The 17112-nt window shown below is 59.0% G+C and carries 16 protein-coding genes; all 16 read left to right on the plus strand.

Annotated features, from left to right (window positions below):
* Window positions 1-629: terminase TerL endonuclease subunit (locus tag F2P44_RS32025; RefSeq protein ID WP_229423874.1), on the plus strand; the 629-nt coding region annotated here is incomplete at its 5' end.
* A complete protein-coding gene (locus F2P44_RS32030) occupies window positions 629-2005 on the plus strand; it encodes a phage portal protein (RefSeq protein WP_167093776.1) in 1377 nt (458 codons plus the stop codon). The genes F2P44_RS32025 and F2P44_RS32030, both read left to right, overlap by 1 nt.
* Entirely contained in the window at window positions 1935-2630 is a 696-nt protein-coding gene (locus tag F2P44_RS32035) for a head maturation protease, ClpP-related (RefSeq protein ID WP_167093778.1), read from the plus strand. The genes F2P44_RS32030 and F2P44_RS32035 overlap by 71 nt, the downstream gene beginning before the upstream one ends.
* A 69-nt stretch (window positions 2631-2699) precedes the next feature.
* Window positions 2700-3920 carry a phage major capsid protein gene (locus F2P44_RS32040; protein ID WP_167093780.1) on the plus strand — a complete coding sequence of 407 codons (1221 nt, stop codon included), beginning with the start codon at window positions 2700-2702 and terminating at the stop codon, window positions 3918-3920.
* A gap of 52 nt (window positions 3921-3972) precedes the next feature.
* Window positions 3973-4287: a hypothetical protein gene (locus F2P44_RS32045; RefSeq protein WP_167093782.1), complete on the plus strand. Its 315-nt coding sequence runs from the start codon at window positions 3973-3975 to the stop codon at window positions 4285-4287.
* A complete protein-coding gene (locus tag F2P44_RS32050) occupies window positions 4284-5735 on the plus strand; it encodes an SGNH/GDSL hydrolase family protein (RefSeq protein WP_167093784.1) in 1452 nt (483 codons plus the stop codon). Before F2P44_RS32045 ends, F2P44_RS32050 begins: the two co-directional genes overlap by 4 nt.
* 5 nt (window positions 5736-5740) lie before the next feature.
* On the plus strand, window positions 5741-6286 hold the full coding sequence (locus F2P44_RS32055; protein ID WP_167093786.1) for a head-tail connector protein: 546 nt from the start codon (window positions 5741-5743) through the stop codon (window positions 6284-6286).
* 1 nt (window position 6287) lies between these two features.
* On the plus strand, window positions 6288-6629 hold the full coding sequence (locus tag F2P44_RS32060) for a head-tail adaptor protein (protein ID WP_167093788.1): 342 nt from the start codon (window positions 6288-6290) through the stop codon (window positions 6627-6629).
* The gene (locus tag F2P44_RS32065) at window positions 6626-7111 is read left to right on the plus strand and encodes an HK97-gp10 family putative phage morphogenesis protein (protein WP_167093789.1); all 486 of its coding nucleotides are present in this window, start codon (window positions 6626-6628) and stop codon (window positions 7109-7111) included. The genes F2P44_RS32060 and F2P44_RS32065 overlap by 4 nt, the downstream gene beginning before the upstream one ends.
* Entirely contained in the window at window positions 7108-7356 is a 249-nt protein-coding gene (locus F2P44_RS32070; RefSeq protein WP_167093791.1) for a hypothetical protein, read from the plus strand. The genes F2P44_RS32065 and F2P44_RS32070 overlap by 4 nt, the downstream gene beginning before the upstream one ends.
* Window positions 7353-7757, plus strand: coding sequence for a hypothetical protein (locus F2P44_RS32075; protein ID WP_167093793.1), 405 nt, complete (start codon window positions 7353-7355; stop codon window positions 7755-7757). The genes F2P44_RS32070 and F2P44_RS32075 overlap by 4 nt, the downstream gene beginning before the upstream one ends.
* 114 nt (window positions 7758-7871) lie before the next feature.
* Window positions 7872-8324 (plus strand): hypothetical protein, encoded by a 453-nt coding sequence (locus tag F2P44_RS32080; protein WP_167093794.1) that lies wholly within the window; start codon window positions 7872-7874, stop codon window positions 8322-8324.
* 118 nt (window positions 8325-8442) lie between these two features.
* The gene (locus tag F2P44_RS32085; RefSeq protein WP_167093796.1) at window positions 8443-8871 is read left to right on the plus strand and encodes a hypothetical protein; all 429 of its coding nucleotides are present in this window, start codon (window positions 8443-8445) and stop codon (window positions 8869-8871) included.
* Window positions 8872-9358: 487 nt separating this feature from the next.
* The gene (locus tag F2P44_RS32090; RefSeq protein ID WP_167093798.1) at window positions 9359-15343 is read left to right on the plus strand and encodes a tape measure protein; all 5985 of its coding nucleotides are present in this window, start codon (window positions 9359-9361) and stop codon (window positions 15341-15343) included.
* Window positions 15340-16263 (plus strand): hypothetical protein, encoded by a 924-nt coding sequence (locus F2P44_RS32095; RefSeq protein ID WP_167093799.1) that lies wholly within the window; start codon window positions 15340-15342, stop codon window positions 16261-16263. Before F2P44_RS32090 ends, F2P44_RS32095 begins: the two co-directional genes overlap by 4 nt.
* Window positions 16263-17111, plus strand: a complete 849-nt coding sequence (locus F2P44_RS32100; RefSeq protein WP_167093801.1) for a hypothetical protein — start codon at window positions 16263-16265, stop codon at window positions 17109-17111. The genes F2P44_RS32095 and F2P44_RS32100 overlap by 1 nt, the downstream gene beginning before the upstream one ends.
* Window position 17112: the final 1 nt, after the last annotated feature.

Raw genomic sequence — 17112 nt, forward strand, 5'->3', positions numbered from 1 at the left:
CCACCATTAGGCTGGAGCATTTTGAAGGCGAGGAATGCTGGATTAGTCTGGACCTGGCGGAAAAGAGCGACATCGCCGCGCTTTGCCTGATTTTCAAACGTGGCAACAAGTTTTACGTGTTCTTCCGCTTCTATCTCAACGAGTACGAAGCGGAAAAAAAGGAGAACGACCACTACCGACGCTACGCGTTGCTCGACGAGCTGCACATCAATCCAGGCAACGCCACTGACTTCGATGTGATCCGCTCCGACATCGAGGCGTTCGCCGCCCGGTTCCGGGTCAAGGAAGTGCCGTACGACCCGAAATTTGCCTCCTATTTCGTAGCGAAGTTGATCGAGAAAGGCTTACCGATGGTCGAGATTTCCCAAACTTCGACACACTTCACCATGCCGATCATCGAGATCGAGAACAAGGTACTGACTGGAGACCTGGTCCACCAGGGCAATACGTGCATGGAATGGATGATGGGTAACGTCGTTCTGCGGGAGTCGAAGTTCAGCGGGCTTAAACATCCGACCAAAGAAAAGCCGAGTGAAAAAATTGACGGCCCCGTTGCCATGCTGATTGGCATGGGCCGGGCGCTCGTGTTTGTCGATGATCGTATCGACCAAGGCTTCGTGGGGCTTTAATGTGGAAAATATTTAATGGTTTTTTTGGCGGAGATGCAGTCGAGCAGGCGCCTATGTCAGCGGTGGCGCACAGCTTTGATGTCCCTGGCAGCGCCGAGTCGGATGTGCAGACGTCTGCACGGATCGCCAACGCCACCCAAGTGATCAAATCCAGTGACCCGCAGGTAATCGCCGTTCTGGGCGGCACCGCATCGGCGTCGGGCTTTGCGGTTACGCCGCAATCTGCGATGCGAGTTTCCGCAGTGTACGCAGGGGTGCGGCTTCTTGCCGGCACCCTGGCGTCAATTCCGATCTCGGTTTATCGGGAGGTGGACGGTGCGCGTGAAAGTATCCAGCCAGAATTGTGGTGGTTGTTGAACGAACAGCCGATCGGTAACTGGACTGCAGCTGCAATGTGGAGCTGGATAATGCAAAGCCGGATGTTACGCGGCGACGGCTACGTCGAAATCGTCCGCGCTGGCGCCGCGATAAAGGCGCTGCGTCCTCTTCATCCCGATCGCGTTAGCGGAAAGAAGCATGGCGACTTCTTGATTTACACGGTTTGCGACGACGAAGGCCGGGTTTATGCAGTGCATCAGGACGACATGCTGCACTTCACTGGTTTCGGATTTAACGGCACGCACAGCATGTCCGCGATCCAGTGGGGGGCTTTCCAATCCATTGGAGTCGCGTTAGCGGCGGACACCTTCTCCGGGAACTTCTTCTCCAATGGTGCGGCGCCTAAGCATGTCATCAAGGCAGGTGCGCGCATGGAGCCTGAACAGGTCGAGCAGCTGCGCGACGAATACAAGAAGCGATACGCCGGCGTGAACAACGCTGGCCTGCCGATGGTGCTCACGCAAGGTCTCGACATCCAAGAGATGAGCATGACGGCAGGCGATGCTCAGCTTCTTGAATCGCGGAAATTCCAAGTGATCGACATCGCCCGCGCCTTGGGGGTTCCGCCGCACATGATCGGCGCCCAGGAAACCACTACTTCATGGGGAAGCGGCGTGCAGCAGCAGACACTGGGGTTCATCAAATTTTCGATGCAGCACCATCTCGACGTTATCCGCCAGGAGCTTAACCGCAAGCTGTTTCGTCGCGCTTCTCCGTTCGTCGAGCACCGGATGGAATCTCTGCTGTCCGGCGATTCAAAGGCCGAGGGCGAGTACATGCGCCAGTGTATCGGTGGCTCGCAAGGCCCTGGATGGATGACCGTGAACGAAGTGCGACGCATCAAGAATCTGCCACCTGTCGACGGCGGCGATGTGCTGTTCCGTCCGGATAAGCCGGCTCCGCAGGCCGAAAAAACTAAGGATGAAAATGAAAAAGATAGTGCAACTGATCCGGAACAACGCGACGCGAACCCCGGCAGTGATCCGCTCGGAGACTGACCCGGAGACGCTGTTCCTGTATGACGTGATCGACCCATATTGGGGAGTGGGCGCTGCCGCGTTCAACAAGGAACTGGGCGGCATGCATGGCAAAAAAGTCACCCTGCGCGTGAATTCGCCAGGTGGCGATGTTTTCGACGGTCGCGCCATGGCCGCTGCGATTGCCCAGCACGGAAACGTACACGCGGTGATCGAAGGACTGGCCGCCAGCGCGGCGACTTACGTTACTGCAGCGTGCGCGACCGTGACCATCGCCGCCGGCAGCTTCTACATGATCCATAACGCCTGGACAATGGCGTATGGGAACAAGGACGATCTGACCGAGACTGCTGCGCTCCTCGGAAAAATTGATGAATCGATTGTTGCCGACTACATGCGCAAGACCGGCAAAGCACGAGACGAGATTGCGGCATGGATGAACGCCGAGACTTGGTTCACGGCAGATGAGGCCGTTGAAAACGGGTTCGTGGACTCTATCACCGGAACCGCCAAGGTCGAGAACAGATGGAATCTTTCGGCCTACAGCAATGCTCCGCGGATTGCGCCGCCCGAGGACGCCATCCCCGATTGGGAAGCTGTCCGTCAGCGCAACCTTAACCGGCTGCGCCTCCACGAAATCGGATAACGCACTCGCGCAATCCTGACCTTAGCCGCCTTGAGCGGCTTTTTTTACGACCATCATTAAAGGAAAAAGATGAAATCGATTCAAGCATTGCGCGAGGAACGTCAGCAACTCGCGAAGGAAGCACGCAACCAGATGAGCCAGAAAGGCGATCGCCTGTGGACGAAGGACGACCAAGCCATTTTCGATGCGCGCAGCGACAAGATCGAAGCGCTTGAAACCGAAATCTCGAACATTGAAAAAGTCATGGCGCTCGATATCGAAGAGCACAACCGCGACGTCGAGCATTTCCGTACCAACCCCGGTGCCCGCGCCGAGAACAACAAATCCCGCGTCCTGTTTGCCAAGCTGCTGCGCGAAGGCCCGCAGGCAATGTCGAGCGAAGAAATGAAGGAAATTCGCAATACGATGTCTGTCGGTACGCCGGGGCAGGGCGGCTACACCGTACAGACCGACGTGGCCAAGGAGCTGATCGACTCGCTGAAGGCTTACGGCGGCATGCGAAACGTTGCATCGAGCATCACCACGTCCCAGGGCAATCCCCTGAGCTACCCAACTTCCGATGGCACCTCCGAAGAAGGAGAATGGGTTCCGGAAAACACGCAGGCGTCGTCCGCCGATCCGACCGTTGGTGCGGCCAGCCTGGCCGCCTTCAAAGCAAGCTCCAAGATCATCACGATCCCGATGGAACTGCTGCAGGACAGCTCGATCGACATCATCGCGATGGTCGTCAAGCGTATCAATGACCGCATTGGCCGCACGATGAACAAGGGCTTTACCAGCGGAACTGGCGTCGGCCAGCCCACGGGATACACGACGGTAGCGCCAATCGGAAAAATCGGCGCTACTGGACAAACCGTCTTGGTCACTTGGGAAGACCTGGTCGATCTGCAAGAGTCCATCGATGCGGCTTATCAGGACGCAGGGAACTGCCGCTTCATGATGCACCAACAGACCCGCAAGATGGTCCGCAAGCTCAAGGACAGCGCCGGTCGCCCTATTTGGGCCGATTCGTACGAGGCCGGTATCAAGACCGGCACCCCAGCCCAACTGCTGGGCGACGATGTCGCCATCAACAACGACATGGCACAGCCTGGCGCGAACGCCAAGTCGATCGGATACGGCGATTTCTCCAAATACATGATCCGCGACGTTCTGGAGCTGCTGCTGTTCCGCTTTGAGGACTCGGTCTACACCAGCAAAGGGCAAGTCGGTTTTCTGGCATGGGCGCGTGCGGGGGGCAATCTGCTCGATCTGAACGGCATCAAGGTCTACCAGCATTCCCTAACCTAAACAGCGGCGCCCCAGGTCGCGAATCTGCAACTTGGGGCAACAGGAGAATTCAATGTCCAAAAAAACGATTGTTGCAACCCGTCTGGATACGACAGAGTCGCCGCCTGACGATAAGCCGCAGCTCGATGCAATGACCCCACGGCTGGGCGATACAGTTCAGCCGGACGCGGCACCGGTCTTCTACGATGAAGGCCATTCGGCGTCACTGGAATTCGTCCGTGTGCGCGTGCTGGTCCAGTGCGAGCATGGCAATTGCAACGACGTCGTCGAACTCGATGCCGCGTTGCTCGATGGCCTGGTCGGCGTTGTCGATCCAGATCCTTCCGCAGTCGAGTACGCCCTTAGTCTGGCGAGCGTGTACCGATGACTATTCGACTTCTCTGCGGGTACGCGAACTATCCCGCGAACGCAATCGTCATCTTGGATACCGGAACAGAAGCAGGGCTGGTCGCCGAAAAGATGGCGACTACGAATCTAGCCGGAGGTACGCCTCATTACCCTGCGCCGACTGTTGGCCCGATAGAAGGCGACGGTGTGTTGCAAAGGAACAGCCGTACCAAGCGTCGGAGGATGGCCAATATTAAGGGCGCGGCGAAGTGGTTTGGTAGCGCTATTGCCGGCGTGACCTTTGGCGGGCTTCTTGCGAGTGCGTCCACGTACCGGGCGACATGGGGCCTGACCTGCGTTGCCGAGGCCCCGTTCTACGCTGTACAGCTGGTGTATGTCAATCTGGCCAATAACCAGATTACCGGGCTGAGAGCAATCGCCGGCGTGACCGAAACGGTCGCACTCAATGTCCTGGCGAATCTGTGCAAACCGGTCATCAACGGCGTTACATACGGCGTAATGGCTGCTCCAGGCACGGTCAACGGATTTTTTCCGTTGACCTGGGGCGGCGCACCGACGCCCACGATTCCGGCGTCCGCAACGTCGACGCAAATCGTTGCGTCGGATGTTCTCCCGCTCAATTCGGTCCCGCGCGCTGACGTTCCTGGCGGCCTTAACGCGGCTGTATTCCGCATCGATCACGATCCCGCAGTGGGTGGAAAATTTTGGTTTGTGGCGGCATCGCCGGCGATGCGTACGGCTACTTTGGAGAATCGCGGCCGGATCATCCAGACTTTTAACTACGGTGCAGACGCGTTGACTAATCCGGGTCTCAACCTCGCTCTCAGCGCTGAATCGCACCTGATTTTCCCGATCTTTCATTATGCTGTGCCTTCAATAACGTGTGTTGTGGCGACAGATTCGACCGGGCAAAACGACCAACTGGTCAGTGGTATTTTTACGTCGTGGGGTTACCGTGGATGTGCCGATGCATCCACTCCAGCGCGTCCGGTTAATTACGTAAATCTCGGCTGTTCCAGCAAAGGCGCACCGGAATTTTGGGCACGCACGCAGGAATTGGTCGCCGCCGGCATCATCCCGGACAGATTGGTAATCAGCCCGGCATCAGTGAATGACGGCTATGTGATCGCAAATCTGGCGCGTACTTTCGCAGAGCACAGAAGCCGCGCTATGGAGATTGTTCGCTTTGCGCGCGCAAACGGTATTGCTCATGTGTGCTTCATCCCGCTGCTGCCCTACAACGACCTTAATGCCCTTCAAGATCGTTACCGAGTGGAGTTCAACGCATGGCTTGGAACGGTAGCGGGCGCAAGCGTTCTATCGTTTCCTGGCATCGGTGACGGTGCAGTGCCAGAGCGCTGGGTTCGCGCGATGAACCACCAGGGCGACAAATTTCATCCGAGCGAATTCTGCATTGAAACAGTCATGGCGCGCGCTTTGACCGCATATCTCAACAACGTCGGATAGCCACCATGACCACGCGACTTATTACTCCACCGGTGGGCATGGCGGTGTCGCTTTCTGCCGCGCGCAGTGCGGCGCGGCTCAACGGAAGCGACTTTGATGCTGAGCTGGAAATCGACATCCTCGCAATTACCGAAGACGCGGAGTTTGAGATGCAGCGGGCGATCATCACGCGGTCGTACCTGGCAACGCTCGACCGGTTTGAAAACAGGGTACGCCTGGCGCCATCGCCAGTGCAATCGGTAACGAGCGTTAAGTATCTTGACATCGAAGGTGTTGAACGCACAGTTCCGACGGAGGATTACTTCGTCAACACGGTAGCGACGCCTGGCTGGGTCGAGCCGGCGCTCGGGAAGCAGTGGCCGGCAACCCTGCCACGAACTGGCGCTGTCACCATTGAGTTCGTGAGCGGCTACGGCCTCACTGATGCCTCGACGCCAGCGCCGATAAAGAAGTACCTGCTGGCGAAAATTAAGGAAATGTACGCGCCGGCAGGCACTGCTGTGTCGCCGCATCTCGTACGCCTTCTCGACGCATTCAAGGTGTACAGCTGACATGAAGACTTTCACCGAAAACGACAAGGTCACGATCGAGCGCCGCGCGGCAGGACGTCATCCGGAGTACAACACCCCGCTTGATAGCTGGGTGGTAGTCGAATCGCGAATATGGGCAAATGTGCAGGACATCCTGCCCAGCCGCGCGGAGTCGACAAACGACGGCCTGCGCCTGGCGTTGCAGCGATCGCGCCTGCGAATCCGCAATAACAGCGCGATCACTGCCGAAATGCGCGTGACGTTGCATAGCCGGGGTGATCGATTGATGCAGATCATCGCCGGCCCCGCGCTCTTGGATGACCGGGAGCGGAGCGAATATATCTTGGAGGGCTATTCAATATGAACAATAACCGAAATATTTCGGGCGGCGCCGAGCTGGACGCCTTTCTCCAGCAAGTGTCCGTAAAGGTGGAAAAGAACATCATGCGTTCAGCGCTGCGCGCTGGTGCGAATGTGTTTAAGGACGCAGCGAAGTCGCAAGTGCCTGTTGAACTCGGCGCGCTGCGGCGAAGCATACGGGTTAATACGGGCTACAAGAAGGGCCGCGTAAGTGCCTCCGTTAAGGCGGGGAACAAAAAGGCGTGGTACTGGCACTTCGTCGAATTCGGTACTGCTCCGCACGTGATTAACGCAAAGCGGGCATCCGCGCTCGCTTTTGGCGGCACTGTTACCCAGCGCGTCCAACACCCGGGCGCTCGTCCTCATCCGTTTCTCCGACCGGCGATGGACGGCAAGGCGGATGCGGCGATCCACGCGATCGGCACTCAGATTCGCAAGCGATTGACCGTGGAAGGTTTGAATGTCCCGGCACCGGAGGACAGATGAAAATCAGGATGTCCATTTCAAAGCCGGGTTCAATCGATGGCGTCAACGTTATTGACCTCGTGGCCGGCGTTGAATACGAAACGGTCGATTCCCCGCGCGGTGATCGGCTCGCCCAGTACCACATCCGCCGTGGCGATGCGGTCGAAGTGCTGCGGGACGACGTGGATATCGATGTGGCCGCTGGAGCAGTCGCGGTTGACCTGACGCCTCAGCCGAAATCGAAAGGGAAAGGTTCCGGGAAATGAGCGCGGTGAAAGTCATTCGTGCCCTCCTCATTGACCATGCGCCGCTGGCGGCGCTCATCGAAGCCGGCAGCATCTATGCCGGCACAGTTCCCGTTGGCGTCATTCCGGCGATAAGCATCAAGGAAATTACGCGCGTGGAGCTAGGAACGGCCTCACGCCTGCAGGCGAGCGTTCTGGTTACCTCCCGCATCCAAGTCACGGTGCACGCCAAGTCATATCCCGAACAGAAAGCTCTCATGGAGGCGGCCAAGTTAGGCAGTGGCGTGCACACCGGCGTGATCACTGGTGTAGTCGTGCGTAGTGTTTTGCGCGACGTCGTAGGCGCAGATATGTACGACGACGCGGCTGGCTTGTACCAGCAAACGCGCGACTTTAAAGTCGTCTACATCGCGCCAAATTGAATTCCATTTATGACCGAAGAGCCGCTACTTAGCGGCTCTTTTTTTGTCCAGCGTTTTTCCAGCCCGCCCGCTTCGCACTCCGCGAGCGGGCCAATTTATGAAAGGTAGCACCTCATGGCATTTGAAGATGACTTCGATACAGTAGCCGGCACGCAGTTATTTGCTTTTCCGACCAGGCCGACCGACGATACGGCGGTCACGTACGGCGAGCTGAAATGGGTTGAGGTCGGTAGTATTACCAACGTCGGTGGCGTCAAGGGACGTGAATACTCGACCTCGACGCTCTCCACCGTGGGCAATGCGCGCGACCGCGAAAAGAAGGGCTCGTACAAGTTGCCCAATGCCGACTTTGAATGCGCATGGATCGAAGACGATGCTGGCCAGATCCTCATCGAAAAAGGTGCAAACAGCTATGACATTCTGTCGTTCAAACTCGTCAAGCAAAACAAGGCGATCCGTTACTTCACCGCCCAGGTGATGAAATTCGTCGAAAACAATGGCACTAGCAACAACGCAGTGAAAGGCAGCTTCACCTTGCTGCGCCAGAGCGACACCATCACAGCCTAAGCAACATCCCAATCTTATTTTGGCCACGCGGCCAATACAGCATCGGCCTGTCGCTGTCGCCTTCGTGGGCGCAGGGCCGGGCACGAACAACAATTTACTCACAAAAAGAAAGTACACCATGACCAATCTCAAAAAATACGCTCTCGTTCCTACGGCCACTCATCAGCTGCGCGACGGCAATGATGAACCTATGTTCGCTGATGGCCCGGACGGCAAGCCGGACGAATCGAAGCCGATGAACGTGCATGTGTTCGGGCCGGGCACCAAGGTCTACGCGAAGGCGAAGGCAGCGCAGGCGAACCGCAACATGGACCGCTACAAAAAGAAAGGAAAATCGGACCTCACTGCGGAAGATCAAATCAAGGACACTGCCGACTTCCTGGCAGCAGTAACCGATCGCTTCGAGAACATCGAAGTCGACGAGCTGACCGACAAAGCGCTCCACTTGGCGGTCTACAGCGATCTGGAACTGTGCTTCATTCCGGCACAGCTGGATAAGCTGTTGAGCGATACCGCAAATTTTACGAAGGCGTCGCCGGCTGCTTAATTCTGCACGTCCGGCACTGTGCTTGGCTTGGCGCGGTGCCGGAAAATGCTGAAGGTGATAAATCGACAGTCTCCCGTAGGTCTCGGCTCCAAAAGCTCAAGGACGACAATAAGGACGAACGATATCAGCCCGCGATGCCTGACTTGGACTGTGGATCGCATCTATTGGATTACCTGTGGGCTTGGGGCCCGACGCTGTCCGGCAGCATGGGAGAAGGGCCATTGAGCCATTCGGAGCTTGCTGCGTGTCAGCGCAACACGGGTGTCGAGTTGACTGAATGGGAAGCCTCTACGCTGATCAGAATGTCTAGGGCGTACCTAAGCGAGTCGCACCAGGCGACAAAGCGAGATTGCCCGCCTCCGTTCGGGAACGATGAATATCTCAAGCGGGTTCACGTCAAGGAGACAGCGCGGAACCTTGATGATTTTCTCTCGTGATTGCTACACACCGGCCGCTTCGATAGCGGCCATCTTTATTTGGGATCAACATGATCGTTGGCGACATGGAAATTCGGCTGCGTGCCGACATTGCACGGCTGCAGCAGGATATGGATATGGCGCGGCGTGTAGTTTCAGACTCCACTATGGCAATGGGCAGGGCCGCAGACGTACTGAAGGGGGCGCTCGCTGGCGTCTTTGGCGGTGTGGGGTTGGCGCAACTCATTCAGCTTTCCGATACCTACGCCAAATTTACTGCTCAGCTCCGCTTGGCGTCGACGTCGACGCGGGAATATGCCGTTGCGTACGCGGACGTTAAACGGGTGGCGACGACGTCGCAGCAATCCCTTGCTGAGACAGGGGTGCTGTACGCCCGCATTGCTAATGGAACTCGCGAACTGGGCACTTCGCAAAAGCAAGTTGCCGCCATTACTGAAGTCGTAAATTTGTCCCTGAAAGTCTCGGGCGCCGCAGCTTCTGAATCGGCCTCCGCACAGCTGCAGCTTTCGCAAGCATTTTCTTCGGGAACACTGCGTGGCGAGGAATTCAATGCTGTTAACGAGGCGGCACCACGATTGATGAAGGCGCTGGCAGATGGAATGGGCATGCCCGTTGGCGCGCTGAAGAAAATGGCTGAGGAAGGCCAGATCACTTCAAATATCATGGCAACGGTGCTCCCTGATGCGTTGGAGAAGCTGCGCGTGGAGGCGGCCCAGGTGCAAACGATCGGCGGCGCATTTACTGTACTCAAGAACAACGTCATGGAACTGGTTGGCGTGCAGGCGAATGCAAGCGGCGCGGTGTCGGCACTCACAGGAGCCATTGGTCTGCTGTCCAGCAACCTGGCGGGCGTGGCGTGGGCTATGACGACCATGATAGCTATCAAGACGACCACCTGGCTCGCCAGCCTGACTACAGATGCGTTCGCTGCGGTGGCCGCGAAGCGTGCGCTGGCGACCGCCACATTGCAAGCTGCCGTTACAACAACCCAGGCAGCGGCAGTAGCTGCAGCCGCCAAGCTGACGGAAGCCCAGGCCAACGTGAGCGCCACGGCCAGCACCGCTGCGCTCACGACGGCGCGTGTGGCCGAGCTGCGCGCCGCCGTGCTGGCTGCTCAGGGCACCGCTGCGCTGGCCATCACCACCAATGGCTTGATCCCTGCGCAGGCGCGTGCCGCCGCAGCCGCCGAGGCGCATGCTGTTGCACTGGCTGCCCAAGCTGTGGCCGCCGGCGGAGCCACCACGGCGTCCATCGCCAACACGGCCGCAATTACGGCGCAGGTCGGCGCAGCCAGCCTAGCAACGCGAGCCATGGGCATGTTACGTGGAGCGCTGACGCTTGTGGGCGGCCCCATCGGCGCGATCATCATCGCCCTCAGCGCAGGCGCTCTTGCCTGGTCGAAGTGGGGCAAGGATGCCAAGGAATCCAACGAAACCGCGCTTGAGTCGTTTGACGATGCCCACGCGCGCATCGTCAAGGGCCTCGACGAACAGATTGACAAGAACGAAAAACTGCTGCGCTTGAAGAATCTCGGTATGAGCACTGCCGGCGCCGAAAAGGCCATCCCGGTGACTGAGCAACTGGGCGCCGCATCGAGGCGCTTAAATGCCCTCAACACCCGTACAGGTGAGTTCGATCCTAATAAAACAGGAATGAGCAACAACGCAATCGATCGAGAGCGCGAAAAGGTCATGAAAAACATCTTAGAGCTGACCCAGAAAATGCAGAAGGCTGAGCAGACCAGCGCAGCGGTCGCGGCACAGACAACCAACGAGCGTGTGGTCGCCTTCAAGAAGGAATACGCGACCAAGGACGAGCAGATGAAGGCCGAGCTCAAATCTATCGAAGACCTCAAAGGCAAGACAGCCGAGTACGACATGATGGTCAAGCGCATTCAAGACAAGTACGCCGATAAAGGCAATGCCGCCGCAATCAGAAAAGAGGCGACTGCGTACCAGAACCTGATTACGTCGATCGCTGAAAAGGTTGCCGCCAACAAGCTTGAGCTCGATGGTAACGACAAGCTGACCGAATCGCAGAAGATGACAATCAAGCTGAATGCCGAGATCAAGACCGGGAAAACCACCCTGTCAAAAGCGTCCATTGAGGGCGCACGCGCTGAGATCGCCATGATGTCGCTGCAAGAGGACGCCATCGCCGCGCAGGCTCAGTCCTTGGCATTGAAAGACAACGTTGCAAAGGCATCGGCGAAATCGGATGAAGAGACGTTCGATAGGATCAACAACGAAAGGAAGGCACTGGACGACCAGACAAAGGCGCTTGAGCACCAGATTGAAGTGTTTGGCAAAACCGAGGTTGCGGTGGTCGACCTTGCGATTGCGAAGGCCCAGGCCGCGCTTGACGCCGGACCGGCAACGTACGCCGAGATGTTCGCGCTAAACGAAAAAATCGCCAAGCTGGAAAAAATTCGGGAGCTGACGGTCAAGAAGGTCGCGCTCGACCTGGGGGCTGGCGGGGGCGTCGCGGCGGCAAAAGATTTGCTGGAAATTATGACAGCCATTGATGAGGTGACGAAATCAGCCGCAGCCGGCATGGCTGAATCGTTTGGCCGCGTCGGCACGGCTATTGGTGAACTGACCACCGCACTGTCCGGCTACGCGCGCGCTCAGGCCGCCATCGATGCTGAACTGAAGAAATCGACGAAGGACGCCGGCGGCGACCAGGCCATGATTCAACGCGCCAATGCTATCGCCGCACAGCGGTCCGCGCAGCTCCAAGTGCGCTCGTATGGCGACATGGCCAGCGCGGCGAAGGGCTTCTTCAAGGAGAACACGGCGGGCTACAAGGTATTGCACGGCGCCGAGAAGGCTTTCCGCGCTTACGAAATGGCACTTGCAATTCAGAACATGTTGGCAAAGAGCGGGCTGCTGACGGCGTTCACGAGCATGTTCGTCACGAGCAAGGCGACGGAAACGGCGGCGACGGTGGCCAGCGTGGCGCCGGACGTGGCGGCATCGATGACAAAGGGCGCCGCCGCTGCGGCTGTGGGCGTCGCAACGCAGGCGCAGGGCGAACCATGCACGGCGTGGGCGCGCATGGCCGCCATGGCTGCTGTGATGGCCTCGCTGGGCTTTGCAGTGGCGGGGGGCGGCGGTAGTGGCGGCGGGCAGTCGTCCGCTGACGCGCAAAAGCTTCAGGGTACCGGGTCAGTCTTCGGCGACACCGATGCCAAGTCGGAATCGATCGCACGCTCGCTGGCGATGCTGGAAGATCACAGCGGCTCCTTGGTGCCAATTAACCGTGGCATGCTGACCGCCCTCCGCGCGATCGAAGCGTCGATGAAAGGTCTGTCCGATCTCATCGTGCGCGCGCCAGGCGTCGCCGATGGCACCAACCTCGAAATCCAGACGGGCCAGCTCAACATCGGCAAAGCGACCGATGGCATTTCAAAGGTCATGACCGAAGTCACCAAAGGGGTTTTCGGGCCTGGCCTGGGGGGTAAAATCGCTGGCTTCGTTAATAACTTGTGGGGCAAGACCACACGAAACATCGTCGATTCCGGCATCCAGTTCGGCGGCAGCGTGCGCGATCTGCAAGGCGGCAGGGGATTTGATCAATACGCCAGTGTTAACACCACAACGTCGAGTTATTTCGGACTGAAAAAGAGTACGACAAACGCCCCACATACGGCGGCGCTGGGCGGCGAGTTGCCGGCGCAATTTGGTCTGGTATTCAAGGGTGTCGAGACTGCACTTTTAGAAACGGCCACGGTACTTGGTATTGGCGCCGATCACGTCAAAAAGTCGCTCGACGGACTGACCATCGACGAAACCAAGATTTCGCTCAAGGGACTGACCGGTGACGCCCTGACCGAGGCGCTGAACGCGGTGCTCTCGAAAACAATGGACGATATGTCGGCCGCAGTCTTCCCGCAGATGGATGCGTTTCGCCAGGTCGGCGAAGGGTACACGGAAACGATCGTCCGGCTGGCCTCGAACTACGGAGCGCTCGACCACGCGCTTTCCTCGATCGGCATGACGTTCGGCGCCACCGGCATCGGCAGCTTAGCCGCGCGCGAGAACTTGATCGACCTGGCCGGCGGCATCGACACGCTGTCCGAACAGGCCAGCAGCTTTGCAGAGAACTTTCTGAGCGACGCCGAACGCCTGGCGCCGGTTCAGAAGTACGTAACCGACGAGCTTGCTCGCCTTGGGCAGTCCGGTATTAAAACGCGCGACGATTTCAAGGCAGCCGTTGTGGGTCTGTCCCAGAGCGGCGCCCTGGCCACGAAGGCAGGTTCGGAAATGTACACGGGCTTGATGTCCCTGCAGGAAGCGTTTGCCGCCGTGGTACCGGCGCTGGAGAAGACGAGGACCGCAGCCGAAAAGCTCACCGAGCGCAACGGCCTGATCGATCAGCGCGATGAACTGACGATGACCCCGCACGAAATGGGTGTGAAGCGTCGGAATGGGGTCGATCAATCGAACTGGGACCTTTATGACGAGGTGGAAAATTTGACCAAGGCCAAAACTTTGGCCGAGACCAATAAGAAATATCTGGACCAGATCGATGCGCTCGCAACTTCCACCCGGTCGCTGTCCGAGCAACGCGCCAGGGAGATCGTAGGCATGGATGCGTCCACGGTCGAGATTATCAAGCGGCGCAACGCACTGCAGGACGAGGCTGCTGCGGCGACGCTGGCTGCGACGAATCGGAAGATTGAGATTCAGAACATGGAGCTGAGCGGCAACAAGCTCGGCGCCGTGGCTGCCGCACGGGCTGATGAACTCGTCGGCCTGGACGCATCAACCGCCGCGCTCATCAAGAATCGCAACGCGCTGCAGGACCAGGCGGCTGCGGCGGACAACGCCGTCGCCGGCGCCGGCACGGCCCTGAGCAACGTCAAGTCCGCGGTGGAACGCGACAAGGCATTTCTTGAGCAGGAATATCAGCGCAAGGTCGATGACTTGAAGGCTCGCGCGGACGGCACCAAAGAACAGATCAGCGCAGTCAACGCCCGCGCCGATGCTGTACGTGGTGTCTTCGACAAGCTCAACGATGCTCTGGCGTCGACGGTCATCGAGGTGAATTTCTTCGACCGGGCACAGCGGCGCTCCGCCCAGGAGCTGCTGGCGCGCGCGGCGATTACCACGCGCGGGGGCGGCACGGCTGACATCCAGGGACTGGACGAGGCACTTGCGACGATCGCCAAGCCGTCGCAGCAGCTCTTCAGTTCGTTCGAGGAATGGGCGCGGGACCAAGCGCGAACGGGCAGTAACATCGCCGCGCTGAAGAACAACGCCAAGGCCGAGATCGACTTCGCGGCGCTGACGGTGGACGCGATCAACAAGGCTGCCGGCGCCGCGCAGGCCGGCGGCGAGGCGCAGCTCCGGATCATGGCCGAGCAGCACGCGGCAGAGATGGCGGCACAGGACAGCATCGTCACGACTGCCCAGGCGCAGCTCGACCAGGCGCGAGGGTTGAATACCACCCTGCTGTCGATCGCTGATGCGCTCCTGGCTTTCGGGGTCGCTGTGCAGGCCGTGAAGGATGCACCGCCGCCGCTATCGGTCGAAGGGTTGTTCCAAAAGGTGCTCGGTCGCAAAGGGGAGAAGAGCGGTATCGACTTCTGGACAAAGGCGTACGGCGATTCCGTCGACAACACCGAGCTGGCCGACTTTATAAAGGCGGCGCGGCCGGAACTCGATGCGCGGAAGAACGGCACTTTGGCTGAATTTCTGCGCACGCACGGCGTTCCTGGGTACGCCAATGGCGGCGACTTCGGCGGTGGCGTGCGCCTGGTTGGCGAGCACGGCCCTGAACTTGAGGCGACCGGGCCGGCGCGAATTTTCGACGCTAACCAAACCCGCTCGATGCTGAACGGTGGAGGAAACGCCGATGTCGTCGCGGAGCTGCGCGAGGTGCGGCGCGAACTCGCTGAGCTGCGCACGCCGATCGAACAAACCGCTGTGGCGAGCGGCAAGTCGGCCGGCAGCACCGACCAGCTGGCGAAGCAGTTCAATAACGTCAGCGCCGGCGGAAACTTAATCAGAGTGAAAGTGATCCCCGCATGAGCCAACCCTGTAGCGTCCTGGCGCCGGTAGCGATCACCGGCGCCATGATCGTAAGCTCAACAGTTCCCGAAACGGACTACCCCACTTTTTCGATGTTGAAGGCGTATGCGCTGGGGGAGCGGTGCATCAGCACCGTGACCCACCGAATTTACGAAAGCGTGTCGGCATCGTCAAACGTGGGCCACGATCCGACCGACCTCATCAATCAATTTGGTGCGGTCCCATGGTGGGTCGACCAGGGGCCGACGAATTTGTGGGCGATGTTCGACGGCTACGTCTCGACGAAAAGCGCGGCATCGCCGTTGAACATCACCTTGCGCGTTGGCGCGTTCAACGCCGTCGCGTTGTTCGGACTGGAGGCGGACGGTCTGAACATCACCGTCCGCGACGCACCGGGAGGGAACATCATTTATAGCTACTCGGGCGCCCTTGAGAGTTCGGCGCCAGCCGACTATTACGAGTATTTCTTCGATCGCTTCAAGCCACAGAGCGACTTTATCGCCACTGGGATTGAGCCGTTCAACAACGCAGAAATCACGATTTCCCTCTCGAGGGTGACCGGGCTTGCGAAATGTGGCCTTGTTGCGCTTGGGGACATGAAGCCGATTGGGCTGACGGAGTACGGCGCCAAGGTCACGCCGAATTCCTTCGCCTTTATCGACGTCGACAGATTTGGCCGCACGACGATTACTCCAGGCGCCAATACGACGGACATGAGCTTGACAGCCAAGCTCGGGATTGACGAAGCGGCCACAGTCGCGGAAACCCTCAAGCAGTTGCAGGCGGTCCCGTGCGTTTGGATTGCAACAGATCACGTGGACTATTCCCCGTTGCGCGTCTTCGGCCAAGGCAAGCCGACGATGTCTTTTGACGGCCCCCAAATTTGCACCGTTAATCTTGAAGTGAAAGGATTTATATAATGGCCGTGACCCCGCCTCCAACAATTACGCCGGCACCAACCCCCGCAATTCAACGCGGCGACCGCACGACATTTGCCAGCCGGGTGGATGCGTTCATCACCTGGCTGATTGCGGCCGTCGCGCAGTTCTCAGCCGTGGCCAGCAACGTATTCAGTAATGCCACCGACGCAGCGGCCAGTGCGTCCAGCGCCGGCACGTCCCTCACGAACGCGAACCTAGCCAAGTGGGCAGCGGAAACCGCACGTGACGCCGCCCAGACTGCCAAGGGACTTGCGGAGACTGCCAAGGGTCAAGCCGAGCAGGCCCGTGACGCTGCGGCTGCGAGCGCGGCCATGGCCAGCGGCGTCGTGGCATTCGTCGACTCGAATTCGATCGCGAAGGGGAGCGTCGACGCATCGAAGCAGGTACGCTTCGAGTGCGATGCGCTGATCCCAACGGGGACCGTGGTCCCATTGACGGTGCCGGCGGCCGGTGGGACCATCGCCACGCTGAGCGATTTGCAGGAGATGACCCGCGCGATGACGTATTACGATAATGGCGTAAGCACCGCAGTAGCGTACGCCCTCGGCGGAACCCAGCGCGTGGCGCCGCCATCGGGCGCGAAAACGATGAGCTTCACGGGGTGGCCGGCCGGAAGGCAGGCGGTACAGTTCCTGGAGCTAGTGAACATTGGCCTGGGTGGTACGCCGGCCTGGCCAGCGGGCACGCGGTTCATCCGGTACGACGGCGCGCTCCAGACGACAGCCGCCGCAGCGAATATCACTTGGCAGACGAGCGGCACCGATTACGTGATGGTCTCGACGCGTGACGGTGGTGCGACGCTCATCGTTTCCGTGCTGCGAGGCTGAT

The sequence above is a fragment of the Massilia frigida genome (genome assembly GCF_011682175.1).
Classification (GTDB): domain Bacteria; phylum Pseudomonadota; class Gammaproteobacteria; order Burkholderiales; family Burkholderiaceae_D; genus Telluria_A; species Telluria_A frigida.